A 12,914-nucleotide genomic window follows, 5' to 3' on the forward strand; every position below is an offset into this window, starting at 1 on the left:
CTACGGCACGGGTGTGGCCGGGGGAGGTCGAAGATGGGAATCGGACTTCCCTGTGGGGGATCGGGTCATCGGATCCTCATCGAGAACAGCGAGTATTGGCTCCGCAATTACGGCGATGTAGCCATGCTCGAGGTGACGGTGCGCCGTCTGCGCGCCCGCTGGCCGCTGGCGCGCATCGGCATCATGACCGAATCGCCGTCGTTGGTGGCGGCCTACTTTCCGGGCGCGGTCGGCATCACCGTCGGCGACCGCGATCCCTGGGGCGCGCCACCGTTGAATGAACGCTTGGCGGCGGCGCTGGGTCCGGCGGTCGTCGGGCCGGTGGCCATATCGTGGCTGCGGGCGCGAGCCTGGTTGCTGCCCAGGGCGATTCGAGTCCGGGACCGGCTGCGCGACGGCGGTGTCGGCCCGGCAGCAGCGGAAGCGGGCAGGCCGCCCGGCGACAGCGCGGATGTCCCGAACGATGTGGCCGCCGTCGCCGAGCACACCGGGCCGCGCATCGAGCGGCGTCATCCCGGGGCGGCTCGGGCGGTGCGCGAAGCGTCGCTGGTCGTCGGGCTCGGCGGCGGCTATCTCACCGATGCCGATATCCCGCAGGCCGGGCGGGTGCTGGACCTGCTCGAATACGCAAGCGACGCGGGCATACCCGTGGCGCTGGTGGGGCAGGGGATCGGCCCGCTGCGCGATCCGGAACTCACCGCGCAGGCCGCCCGGGTACTGACCAAATTGCCGCTCATCGCCTTGCGCGAGCGCAGGCGCGGTCCGGAACTGCTGGAATCACTCGGGGTTTCGCCGGGTGCGGCGACCGTCACCGGTGATGACGCCATCGAACTCGCGCGCGATGCGCGCGCGGCCGGGATCGGCGGCGATATCGGCGTCTGTCTGCGGGTCGCCAAATACTCACCGGTGGCCCGGCTGGCACAGGACGGCGTCGGCATCGCCGTGCGCGCGGCCGCCGCCGAATTCGGGGCCCGGCTGGTACCGCTCATCATCGCCGAGACCCCGGGCTCACCCGATCGCGCCACCACCGTGCCGCTGGTGCGCGGCAGCGCGAATCCGGTAGCGCCCGTGGATCGATTCGTGCGCCCGGCCGATGTCGCCGCTCAGCTGTCGCGGTGCCGGGTACTGGTCACCGGGGCCTACCATCTCGCGGTCTTCGCACTGAGCCAGGGCATTCCGGTGGTCGCGCTGACCTCCACCGAGTACTACGACGACAAATTCCTCGGCCTGGACGATATGTTCAAGGGCGGCGTGCGCCTGATCCACTTCGACGATCCCGAATTCGGTGAACGCCTGCGCGCCGCCATCGCCGATGCCTGGGAGGACGCACCCGCACTGCGGGACACCCTGTGCGCCAGGGCCGATGAACAGGTGGCGAGTAGTCAGCAGGTCTACGACCGACTATTCGACCTGCTCGAACGAACGCATATCGAGCATGCATAGACACGACGGCGATGTACCGGGCCGGGGCTCCATCCGAGCCTACGACCTGATCCTGCGGCATGTGCACGACGCCGATACCGTCCAGATCTACCTGCCCACCGCGCTGACCAGGATCGAACCGGGCGCACCGCCCACGGTCGAATCGGTGGCGGTGACCGCCGAGACCGGCGGGCCCGCAGGCGATTCCACGCTCACCAAACAGGTCGGCCGGGTGGCGCTGGCCTCGGCGGCGGCGCTGGCGTTCAGTGAACTGGTGTCCTTCGGGCAGACCATCGCGCTGGCCCGGCTGCTCAGTCCCGCCGAGGTGGGCATCTTCGCGGCGGGCACGGTGCTCACCATGCTGCTGACCACCTTCGTCGAAGGCGGGCTCAGATCCGGTCTGGTACAGCGTGAATCGCAGGTCGAGGACGCCGCCGAAACGGTGTTCCGGGCCTCGTTCGTGAACGGCCTGGCCATGACGCTGGGCGCGCTGGCCGCCGCCCCGATCATCGGCATGGTCTTCCACAATCGCACCATCGGCATGATCGCCGCGACCACCTCCGGCTTCCTGCTCATCTTCGCGCTCACCAATGTGCCGGAAGCGCTGCTACAGCGCGATTTCAGCGTCAAGCGCCGCATCATCGTCGGCCCGGCGGTGTCGATCAGTTTCGCGGTCGTGTCGGTGGTGCTGGCCATCTTCGGCTTCGGCGTCTGGAGCATGGTCATCGGCAGCTACGCCTCCTATGTGGTCTGGGTGATCACGGTGTGGTGGCTGGCCCGCTGGCGGCCGGGACGCGGGCGCGCCTCCATCAAGTTGTGGCGGGAGCTGGCGCGCTACGGCTCACCGGTGGTGGTGAATATGCTCGGCTCGCGCGTGCAGAGCACGGTGGAGGCCGCGGTGGTCGGGCGCGGGCTCAGTTCGGCCGCGCTCGGGCACTACCGCTACGGGCAGCGCATCGCGCAGATTCCGGTGCGATTCATCGTGGAAGTCGGTGCCTTCTCACTCTTTCCGGCGTTCGCGCGCATTGCCGAGGAAGGCGATCCCGCACGGATGCGGGCCGCGTATCTGCGCGCCATCCGGCTCGCCACCGTCGGCGCGGCCGCACTGTCCGGGCTCATCATCGCGCTCGGCGAACCCGCGGTGGTGGTGGTCTTCGGCGAGCGCTGGCGCGAAGCCGGTGCGCTCGTGGTCGCCATGGCCGGACTCGGACTCGGCAAGGCCTGGATGAGCGTCAGCGAGGAAGCCATCAAGGGCGCGGGCCGCACCACACTGTTGAACTGGCAGACCGCGATCGAGATCGTGCTCGGCATCGGCCTGCTGCTGGTGCTGGTGAAGTTCTACGGTCTGACCGGTGTCGGATTGGCCACCTCGGGCACGGCGATGGTGGTCGCGGTGGTGGTGACCACGCTGGCGCGCTCCGCGCTCGGGGTGCCGCTGCTCGCGCTGATTCGCGCGATCGGACCACCGCTGCCCGCCGCCGCACTGGCCCTGGCCGCGACCTGGTACCTGGAACATCAGGTGCTGCACTCGGATTCGCGATCGCTGCTGCTCGCGGTCGGGCTGCTCATCCTGGACACGCTCGCCTTCACCGCGATCTACTTGCTCGTGCTGGCCGCGCTGGCCCCGGACGTGGTCCGCGGATTCGCCCGGCTGGCAGCACGATTGAAGCCCAGACGTAACGACGACTCCCGGACGGCGATATCCGGGAACGCGGAGCCCCGCTCTTCGAGGGAGAAGAATTGAACAGCGCCGCACGAGTTCACCTACTACGAATCTGGCGCGGCAAATGGCTGGTGCTGGCGGCCGTCGCACTGGCGGTGGCGCTGGGATTCCTGAGCACCCGCGACGCGCAGCCGACGTATACGGGCCGGGTCGCCATGACCGTCGGCTCGCCCAATCGCGCGCCCGATCAGGACGCGGTGCTCTCGGTGGGTTACGCCCAGTACTTCGGCGATCCGGCGTACCAGGCCAAACTCAAATCGACCACGGGTCTGCCCAAGTCGGTGGGCCTGGCCGCCCGCACGGTGGCGTCGAGCCCGATCCTGTACATCGAGGCCACCGCGAGCACACCGCAGCTCGCCCAGGACGCCGCGGCCAAGGCGGGCAACGCTTTCCGCGATGAGATCAATGCCCGGCTGCGCGCCGCCCAGGACGCCGCCATCGCGGCCGTGCGCAAACCGTTCGACGATATCCGCGCCGCCAACGGTGTGGTCAGCGATGTCTCGCTGACCCAGATGCAGGATCAGATCAACCGCATCAACGCCGACACCTCGAACAAGCTCATCGATCTGCAATTGGCCTCGGATGTGGTGCGCACGAATCCGACGACCTGGCCGACCCTGATGGCGTACGGCGTCGGCGGACTGCTCATCGGCTGTGTGATCGCACTGGTGGTGGGCGTGGTGTCGCGGCGACTGCGCACCGCGGACGATATCGAGCGCAAGGCCGGAATGACCGCGCTGGCGGTGGTGCCCCCGGATACGGAAAAGACCGCCGCCGAACGGGATCGGGCGCTCAAGCAGGTGGTGACCGCGGTCGGCCTGGCCGCGCCCGCGACCCGGGCGGCGGTGACGGTGACCGCGCCCGGACCCGGCGCCGGAGCCGAGATCGTGGCCCGCGCCATCGCCGACGAACGCGCCCGCCAGGGAGTGCGCACGATTCTGGTGCACGCCGATCTGCGCCGCACCCGCGGCGTCGGCGTCGCCGAATTGCTGGTGGGCCGAGCCGATCTCGGCAAGGCACTGCTCAAGACGCGCAATCCGTACCTGACCGAACTTCCACCCGGCAGCACCGGTGAGGACCCGTTCACCGCGCTGAGTCGCGAACGGTTCTCCCGGCTGCTTGCGCAATTGCACGACCGCGCCGATTTCGTGGTGGTGATCGCGCCGCCGCTGCTGGACGCCGTCGAGACCCAGGTGCTCGCGGCGACCACCGGACTCTCGGTCGTGGTGCTGGAACGCAATACGACCGTCGCCGCCGCGGCCCGGCGGGCGCACCGCCTGCTCGCGGCCGTGGACACCACCGTGCTGGGCGCGGTACTGATCGATGCGCCGCAGGAGGCGAGTGGCGATGTGGCCACCCGCCCACCGGCGCCCGCGGCAGCGCCGGGCGAACGGGTCTTCACCCCGTCGCGCGGACCCGAGTAACCACGGACGGCTATGAAACGGCAACGGGCCCTGTGGGTGTCGACAAGCATGTCCACCCGCGGCGGGGTGGCGACCTTCGTGCGGGAAATGCGTGAGACGCCCATCTGGATGGAATGGGACATCCGACATGTCGCCACCCATCGCGACGGCGGTATCGCCACCAAACTGGCCGCCTACACGCAGGCGGTCTTCGTCTACCTCTATCGGCTGGCGGTGCACCGGCCCGCGATCGTGCACCTGCACCTGTCGTCCTACGGCAGCTTTCCGCGTAAGTACCTGTTCGAGCTGATCGCGCGCGCGACCCGCAAACCCGTTGTGCTGCATGTGCACGGCTCGGACTTCAGCGTCTTCTACGATCGCTCGCCCGGGCTGCTCCGGGCCGCCATCCGCGATGCGCTGCGGGGTGCGGCGGTGGTGGTGGCGCTCGGCGAACCGTGGGCGGTGGCACTGCGCGAGATCGCGCCGCAATCCCGGATCATCGTGGTGTCCAATGCGATTCGTCCCGCCGAACAGGTGGAACAGCATTCCGCGGCGCCGGTGCAGGTGCTGTTCCTCGGCGAGGTCGGTGAACGCAAGGGCACCTTCACCCTGCTGGAGGCCTGGCAGCGGTTGCTGCCGTTCGATTCCGACGCACCCGCCCGGCTGATCGTCGCCGGCGACGGTGCGGTGGAGCGGGCCCGCGAGCTGGTCGCCGAACTCGGTATCGCGGACAGCGTCGAGGTCACCGGATGGATCGGGCCGCACGAGATTCCGGCGTTGATCGCGGCCTCGCAGGTGCTGGTGCTGCCCTCGCATCGCGAAGGCCAGCCGATGGCGATCCTGGAGGCGATGGCGCGCGGACTCTGCGTGGTCACCTGCCCGGTCGGGGGCATCCCCGATCTGATCGACGAACGCTGCGGGCTCATGGTGCCGCCGGGTGAGGTGCAGCCGCTGGCCGATGCCCTCGGCCGGGTGGTGCGCGATACCGAACTGCGCGCGCGGTTGGGCGCGGCCGCGCTGCAACGCGTGCGCGACGAATTCGACATCGAGGTCGTGTGCCGCCGCTTCGACGGCATCTACCGGGAGATCGCACGATGAACAGCACTGCGCGAGAGCCCATTCGAGTGCTCTACGTGGTTCCCGATCTGCGGGTCGGCGGGGCCGAACGACATGTGACGACGCTGCTGCCGAATCTGGACCGGACCCGGTTCGAGCCGTCGGTGATCTGCATCGGCGAGGAGGGGGAACTCTTCGCCGATCTCGCCGCGGGCCGCGTACCCGCGAAGGCGCTGCACTACCGCAAACGGCAGGCCGCGCCGGCGCTGCGCGAACTCATCCGGGCCATGCGCGAACAGCGCCCGGATGTGGTGATCACCCGCGGCTACAACGCCGAGGCGCTGGGCCGGATCGCCGCCTGGCGCGCCGGGGTGCCGCATTCGGTGGTGTGGGTGCACAACTACGGCGATGTGGAGCCGCGCGGGCGCTTCCGGGCCGTGGTGGATCGCATTCTGGATCGGCGCACCAGCGCGTACTTCGGCGTCGCTCGCGCGCAGATCCGGTATATGGCGGACGAACTCGGCTATCCCGAGTCCAAGATCAAGGTGATCTACAACGGCGTCGAACCCTCGGCGTTCGAGATCGCCGACGATCGCACCGCGGCGGCAGCGCTCGGCATCGGAGCCGATGATCTCGTCGTGGGCATCGTGGCCGCGCTGCGACCGGAAAAGGATCACGCGACCTTTCTCGCCGCCGCGCGACTGGTCGCCGAGCAGATCCCGGCGGCACGGTTTCTCATTGTCGGCGACGGTCCCGAACGCGCCGCGATCCAGGCCCGGACCGAGGCGTTCGGACTGTCCGGGCGCGTCATCCTGGCGGGCAACCGCCCCGATATCCCGGACCTGTTGCGCGCCATGGACATCGTGGTGCTGAGCAGCTACAGCGTCGAATGCTTCCCCATGGCGCTGCTCGAGGCCATGGCGGCGGCCCGGCCCGCCGTGTGCACGGCGGTCGGCGGCGTCCCGGAGATGATCGCCGACGGCGAGACGGGATACCTTGTCCCGCCGCGGAATCCGGAACAACTGGCCGAACGCCTCATCGAGGTGCTCGGCGATCCCCGGGCCCGCAAGCGCATGGGCCTGGCGGCGCGCGATCGCGTCGAAGCGAATTTCACCCTGAAAGCAAGCATCGCGGGCGCGGAGCAGGCCCTGGAAGAGGTCGTGAATCGGTGAGCGGACACAGCGGACACATTCTGATACTGGTCGAGAATCTATCGGTGCCCTTCGACCGCCGGGTCTGGCAGGAGAGCCGGGCCCTGGTCGATGCCGGATACCGGGTCACCGTCATCTGTCCCATGGGCGCGAAGCAGGATCGCGAACCCGAGGCGACCATCGAAGGCGTGCGCATCCTGCGCTACCCGCTGCGCGCCGCCACCGGCGGCCCGGCCGGATATCTGCGCGAATACTCGCTGGCGCTGTGGCACACCCTGCGCCTGGCGTGGAAGGTGCGGCGGGAGGGGCCGATCGATGTGGTGCAGGCCTGCAATCCGCCGGATCTGCTGTTCCTGATCGCGCTGGTGCTGCGGGTCGGCGGCACCCGCTTCGTCTTCGATCACCACGATCTGGTGCCCGAGCTGTTCCTGTCCCGCTTCGGCGGGGGCGGGGGACCGCTGTACCGGGTCTCGAAGTTGCTGGAGCGCATCACCTTCGCCTGCGCGGACGCGGTGATCTCCACCAATGAGAGCTATCGGCAGGTGGCGATCCGGCGCGGGCATATGGCCCCGGAACTGGTGACCGTGGTGCGCAGCGCACCGGATCTGAGCAGGTTCGTGCCCCGCGAACCGGATCCGTCGCTCAAGCGCGGAAAGCCCTATCTCGGTGCGTATCTCGGGGTGATGGGTCCGCAGGACGGCGTGGACTACGCCCTGCGCGCGATCGCGCTGCTGCGGGACAAGCTGGGGCGCACCGACACCCACTTCCTGTTCATGGGCGGCGGCGACGCCTTCGACGATCTGGTCGCGCTGTCCAAGGAGCTCGGACTCGAGGATCTGGTGGAATTCACCGGCCGGGTGCCGGACGAGTTCGTGCAGACCGGACTCTCCACCGCCGATATCTGCCTCTCGCCCGATCCGCACAACCCGCTCAACGATGTGTCGACCATGAACAAGGTGGTCGAGTACATGGCCATGTCGCGGCCGCTGGTGTCCTTCGAACTCACCGAGGCCCGCGTCTCGGCGGGTGCGGCGGCGGTCTATGTCGCGGGCAATGACGAACTGGGCTTCGCCGAGGCCATCGCCGAACTCCTGGACGATCCGGCCCGCCGCGAACGCATGGGCGCGTTCGGACGGTCCCGGGTCGAACGCGAATTGTCCTGGGACACTTCGCGGCAGAACCTGATCGAGTTCTACGCCAGGGTCTTCCGCGCCCGCACCGCCGCGCGCTGATCCGCACCCGCGGCGAGCGGATCGGGGATCGTGCGTTTGGACGCCCGATCCGCCGCTCCGACCGCCGCGCCCACCAGGGCGAAGACCATGGTGCTCGGATAGTCGAAGAGCCGCAGATCCACGAACAGGCCGCCGAGCACCAGGCACATCAGCGCCGTCAGTGCGATGAATGCCAGCGGGCGGCCCATCAGGCCGTCCGCCGGTAGTCGCAGGAACGCGAGGATCAGGCGGCGGGACAGCAGCACCAGCACGGTCAGCCACAGCAGCAGGCCGATGATGCCCAGTTCGGCGAGAATGCCGAGCTCGGTCTCATGCGCCGGAATGCCGAGTCCGCGCTCCCACGGGGTGGTCGGCGAATACTGCTGGTGCCGATAGGTATTCACCGAGACGAAGCGTCCCAGGCCCCAGCCGCTCCACGGCTTCTGCAGGAACGCCCACACCGCGGTGGCATCGGCATTGAGCCGGTCGTACACCTCATTGGTCGAGGTCACGCCGCCCGCCTTGCGGTCGGAGCTGGTGAAGGTGCTCCAGTTCATGCCGATGATCGCCAGGGTGCCCAGCGCGGTCGCCACGAATCCGGTCCGATACCCCTTTCCCAGCACGATTCCGGCCACCACCACGGCCGCGAAATCCAGCCAGATGGAACGGGTATGGGTGAGGAACACCGAATACGCGCACGCGGCCGCGATCACCGCGAGCAGGACCTTATGCCAGCGCGGCCGCTGTTCGGCCCCGAGCAGCACCAGCGCCAGCACATAGCCGACGATCAGGATCAGCCCGTTGACCTCCGGCTGATTGGGCAGCCCCACCGCGCGATCGGACCAGGCCGGCGCCAGCACAATGTATTTGGGCCACACCAGCGCCTTCGGGCCGTGGAACTGCATGATGCTGACCCAGGCCGAATAGGCGCTACAGGACAGCAGCGTGGTGATGAGAAAGCCCACGGCCCTGCGGGTATCGAAGATCATCCGCGACATCAGATAGGTGGCGAACGGGATACCGGTGCCGATGATCAGATACCGCCACAGATCCAGCATCACCCCGGTCAGCGGATACAGGATCGGCTTGTACTCGTGCGGTTGCAGAATCGAATCGATATTCCACAGCAGGTATAGCGCCATGGCGCATTCCAGCGCGCCCAGTGAGACCCGGCGCTCGGGATGTCCGCGCACCCAGGCCAGCGTGGCGATGAGCAGACCGCCGAACGCCAGGATGAACGGGTCCGTGGTCGGCAGGATCTTGGGAATCGCGGGGCGCAGGAAGGTGGCGACCATCAGGAAGACGAAGGCCCAGCGGGGATCCCGCAGGCCGATCACCACCAGCACGGCGGCGATACCGCCCGCCGCCGCGACGGTGCCGATACCGCCGGGAGCCTTCGGGGATACCGCGAGCATGGCCCCGAGCCCGACGATCATGGCGGTCGCGATGACCGCGAGCTGACCCAGCCGGTCCGCCGAGGGCGTGCGGAAGGGCAGCGGACCGTCCGGGGTGCGGCCGAGCCGGGTCAGCCGCTCCAGCACGGCGGTCACGGGGTGGTCCGGAATCGCTTCGGGCGCAGCCGGTCCCATACGGTCGGGTGGTATTCGGTGGTGTCCACGAACAATGCGCCCACGACCTGCGCGCCGACCTGATTCACCGCGCGCACCGCCTCGGTCACCTCCGGCACCCGGGTGGTTCCGCGTTCGATGACCAGCACGGTCAGATCCGCGAGATCGGCGACGATCTGCGATTCGGGCGCACTGCCGATCGGCGGCAATGCCACGATCACCAGATCGGAACTGGCCCCGGCACTTCGGAGCAGCTCGCGCACCCGGTCCCGATCGAACAGCGGATACGGATCCGAGGTCGCCTCACCGGCGGCGATCTCGGCGAAACCCTCCTCGGCCCGGTTCTTGACGAGCTCCCGGACATCGCCGACCAGCCCGCGCAGATACTCCGCCACGCCCCATTGCCGCGGCCCGTAATCCGCGGTCCGCAGATCGGCATTGATGAAGACCGTGCGAGACCCCTGCGCCGCGCGCTGCTCGGCAATGGCGCGGGCGATCTGATCGGCGCTGCGCCCCGCCGAAACCGGCACCACCGCAATCGAAGTCGGGGAGTGCGTGGCCGCCCGCGCCACCAGATTGGCCACATGTCGCAGCGCCACCTCGCGGCGCGCGTCCAGGGCGGGCGAACCGCCGGGCGGAATGACATCGAAGGGCCGGATACCGGTCTTCTCCACCACGTCGTAGTCGAAATATAGTCTGCGCGTGGACGCCCCGGCCATGAGCGCCACCACCACGCCGAGCAGTACCCCGCCGACCATGCCGGTGCCCAGCGTGCGGGTCTTGCCCGGCCCGATCGCCATCGCGCCCGCACCGTTCTGCAATACCGTGAGCCGGTTGGCCGCATTGGCATTGAGCTGATCGATCTGCTGCTGCAATTGGATCTGCGCGCTGAACGCGCTGGGATCATTGGCGGTGAGCCGATCACCCCACACCCGCAGCATGGCCGCGGTCATATCGGCGGCGGTGGCATTGCGGCTGGCATCGAGGCGGCCGTTGATGTCCTCGATGAACAATTGCGCGACCTGCGGGGCCGCGGTGGTCGCCGCCTGCGGCGTGGCCGCCACCACCTGAACGTAGAAAAGTGGGCTGGCCGTGACGAATTCGGCCGAGAAACCGCTGATATCGGCCGGGAAGCCCTGCTTCTGGCGCAGGCTCGACTGATAGGTCGGATCGTTGAGGTAGTAGGTGTAGCCCTGCGCCAGAATGGCGTCCTGGGTCGGCGGCCGGGTCGAGGCCGCCGAGACCAGCACCCGGCTGGTGTAGACGGTGGCCTTGCCGTGCGCCGACAGATACGCACCGCACGTCACCACCAGCGCGATCGCCAGCACCAGCCAGCGGCGCTGCCAGACGCGATCCCGGATGACCTGTAACGCATTCGGAGTGACCGGTTCGGTCGCGGGAGTGCTCATTGTCGCGGGCGTGCTCATTTGTGGTCGACCTCCACCACGATCCGGACCGGATCGGTCTGCGCGGACACCCGGAACGAACGCTGCGGGGTCGACAGGCCGATGAACGCCTGCGTCACCCCACGCAGCGCGCTGGCGTAGCGCACCTCGCCGACCGTGGCCAGGGTGGGATCGGTGAGGATCAACGGCCCCGCGTACGGCGGCACGCCCGTCTCGAACGGATTGGCCGCCTCACGAATGAGCACCTCGATAATCGACTGCCCGGTCACCGGAAACACCGCCTGCGTATTGGTATTGGAGACCGCCTGCGTCACATAGTGCACCGCCCAGCCGGGCACCGCGGTCCCGGTGAACCCGAAGGTCACCCGATCGGACTTATCGGTGCGGGAGAGCGAAATATTAGTCAGCCCGATGCCGACCGCACCCGGATCGGGAGTTCTGGTCTTGGCGACGAACTCGTCGATCGGGGCCGCCGAGGTCGTCGTCGGCGCGTGCTTCGGTGCCGCGCCCCCGCCCCCGCAGGCCGCCGCCAGCAGCATGATCGCCACCAGCACAACCGTTCTCGCCATTCGCACGGCCACTTTCCCTTTCGTCATGACTGCCCATCCGTCATGGCTGTAGCCGTTTCGCACGCTCGCGTTCCACCACCGCTGTCTTGAGCTTGCCGCTGGGCGGCCGGGGTAGTCGGTCGAAGACCCGCAACCCGACCTCCTGTCCCGGCCCGAACTGCTGCGCCACATTGCGCCGCACATGCGCGATGGTCCGCGATTCGCAGAATCCGGTGCCGGGTACCACTCTCAGTTCGAAGACGCCCGGCCGCAACTGGGCGATCTGCGCCTCGCGCAAACCGCTCAGATCGTCGACCACACTGGACGGCAGCGGCAGCGGTCTGCCATCGGCGGCGACGAAGGTGTCCTCCACCCGGCCGTCCACCACGCCCAGCAGCGGAAACGCCCGCCCGCACGGGCACGGACCGGGCGCGGCCGGGCGCACTTCGTCACCGGTGCGATAGCGGAACAGCGGAAAACCTTTGTTCTGCAAGGAGGTTCCGACGATCTCCCAGCGTGAGTCCGAACCCGCCACCGGCAGCAACTCGACCACACCGTAGTGCGGGAACACGTGATAGCCGCCCGCCTCGCAGGTGCCCGCCATGGCCACCCGTTCGGTCTGGCCGTAGTGATCGACGATCGGGCCGCCGAACACCTCGCGCATGAGCGCACGCTGGCCCGGGGCCATCAGTTCCGAGGAGGTGATGATGGCGCGCATCGGTATCGGGGTGCGCCGATCGCGCAGCAGTGCGGCCAGCAACGCGATGCTCGACGGCCATCCCTCAATGGCATCGGGCCGGAAGCGGCGAATGTCATTGGCTATCACATCGATTCGATCGGGGGTGAGGTGATAGCTGGACACCAGTAGCTGGCGCGCGCCGGGCACCGCCAGCGTCGGCCCGCGGGTGCCGTCGCTGGCGAACCCGCTACCGCGCAGCACAATTCGCCGGGCGTCCGCGGGCAGGCCGAACCAGCTCCACTGGCGCTCCATGGCCGCCATTTCGAACACCGAGGAATTCACCGTGCGATAGCACGCGATGGGCACACCGGAGGTGCCGCTCGAGCGCACCGACCACATCAGGCGGCGCGGCACGGTGCGGAAGTCCTCGGATCGCTCGGCGAGTTCGCGGCGCGAGATCAGCGGCAGTAATGCCAGGTCATCGAGGGTTCGAATATCCTGCGGCGCTACCTCATTGGTGGCGAAGAACTCGCGGTAGAACGGGGAACGGCGGGCGGCGAGCTGCACCTGGGCGCGCAAACGGCGCTCCTGGAACAGTCGGATCTGCTCCGCGTCGGCCCCCTCCAGACCCGCGAGCATGCGCCCGATCGCACCGCGACGCGGGTGAGCGCGCCGGAGCCGATATTTCATGCTCAGGCCCGCGCTCGACAATGTCATCTACTCAGCAACCCCCCAGCCGACCCCGCG

General features: G+C 68.6%; 10 protein-coding genes. 6 read left to right on the plus strand and 4 right to left on the minus strand.

Annotated features, from left to right (window positions below; genetic code table 11):
• Nucleotides 1–33: 33 nt before the first annotated feature.
• The 6 genes from ACFVUS_RS02165 to ACFVUS_RS02190 are packed head-to-tail and all read left to right on the plus strand — an operon-like array spanning nt 34 to nt 7,987.
• A complete protein-coding gene (locus tag ACFVUS_RS02165) occupies nt 34–1,443 on the plus strand; it encodes a polysaccharide pyruvyl transferase family protein (RefSeq protein WP_387761308.1) in 1,410 nt (469 codons plus the stop codon).
• Nucleotides 1,436–3,166 (plus strand): oligosaccharide flippase family protein, encoded by a 1,731-nt coding sequence (locus ACFVUS_RS02170; RefSeq protein ID WP_387761310.1) that lies wholly within the window; start codon nt 1,436–1,438, stop codon nt 3,164–3,166. Before ACFVUS_RS02165 ends, ACFVUS_RS02170 begins: the two co-directional genes overlap by 8 nt.
• Nucleotides 3,163–4,569, plus strand: coding sequence for a hypothetical protein (locus ACFVUS_RS02175; protein ID WP_387761311.1), 1,407 nt, complete (start codon nt 3,163–3,165; stop codon nt 4,567–4,569). Before ACFVUS_RS02170 ends, ACFVUS_RS02175 begins: the two co-directional genes overlap by 4 nt.
• Nucleotides 4,570–4,617: 48 nt before the next feature.
• Nucleotides 4,618–5,646: a glycosyltransferase family 4 protein gene (locus ACFVUS_RS02180; RefSeq protein WP_387761312.1), complete on the plus strand. Its 1,029-nt coding sequence runs from the start codon at nt 4,618–4,620 to the stop codon at nt 5,644–5,646.
• Nucleotides 5,643–6,776 carry a glycosyltransferase gene (locus ACFVUS_RS02185; protein WP_387761313.1) on the plus strand — a complete coding sequence of 378 codons (1,134 nt, stop codon included), beginning with the start codon at nt 5,643–5,645 and terminating at the stop codon, nt 6,774–6,776. Before ACFVUS_RS02180 ends, ACFVUS_RS02185 begins: the two co-directional genes overlap by 4 nt.
• Nucleotides 6,773–7,987: a glycosyltransferase family 4 protein gene (locus ACFVUS_RS02190; RefSeq protein ID WP_387761314.1), complete on the plus strand. Its 1,215-nt coding sequence runs from the start codon at nt 6,773–6,775 to the stop codon at nt 7,985–7,987. The genes ACFVUS_RS02185 and ACFVUS_RS02190 overlap by 4 nt, the downstream gene beginning before the upstream one ends.
• Here ACFVUS_RS02190 and ACFVUS_RS02195 read toward each other — a convergent pair.
• Genes ACFVUS_RS02195 through ACFVUS_RS02210 form a run of 4 tightly spaced genes read right to left on the minus strand, consistent with a single transcriptional unit; the run spans nt 7,948 to nt 12,884 of the window.
• Nucleotides 7,948–9,516 (minus strand): O-antigen ligase family protein, encoded by a 1,569-nt coding sequence (locus ACFVUS_RS02195; protein ID WP_387761315.1) that lies wholly within the window; start codon nt 9,514–9,516, stop codon nt 7,948–7,950. The two genes, ACFVUS_RS02190 and ACFVUS_RS02195, sit on opposite strands and share 40 nt — an antisense overlap.
• On the minus strand, nt 9,513–10,943 hold the full coding sequence (locus ACFVUS_RS02200; RefSeq protein ID WP_387761316.1) for a hypothetical protein: 1,431 nt from the start codon (nt 10,941–10,943) through the stop codon (nt 9,513–9,515). The genes ACFVUS_RS02195 and ACFVUS_RS02200 overlap by 4 nt, the downstream gene beginning before the upstream one ends.
• Nucleotides 10,944–10,957: 14 nt before the next feature.
• Nucleotides 10,958–11,536 (minus strand): hypothetical protein, encoded by a 579-nt coding sequence (locus ACFVUS_RS02205; RefSeq protein ID WP_387761317.1) that lies wholly within the window; start codon nt 11,534–11,536, stop codon nt 10,958–10,960.
• A 13-nt stretch (nt 11,537–11,549) separates the two neighbouring features.
• Nucleotides 11,550–12,884, minus strand: a complete 1,335-nt coding sequence (locus ACFVUS_RS02210) for a phenylacetate--CoA ligase family protein (RefSeq protein WP_387761318.1) — start codon at nt 12,882–12,884, stop codon at nt 11,550–11,552.
• Nucleotides 12,885–12,914 lie beyond the last annotated feature (30 nt).

It is taken from the genome of Nocardia sp. NPDC058058, assembly GCF_042885355.1.
In the GTDB taxonomy this organism is placed as follows: Bacteria; Actinomycetota; Actinomycetes; order Mycobacteriales; family Mycobacteriaceae; genus Nocardia.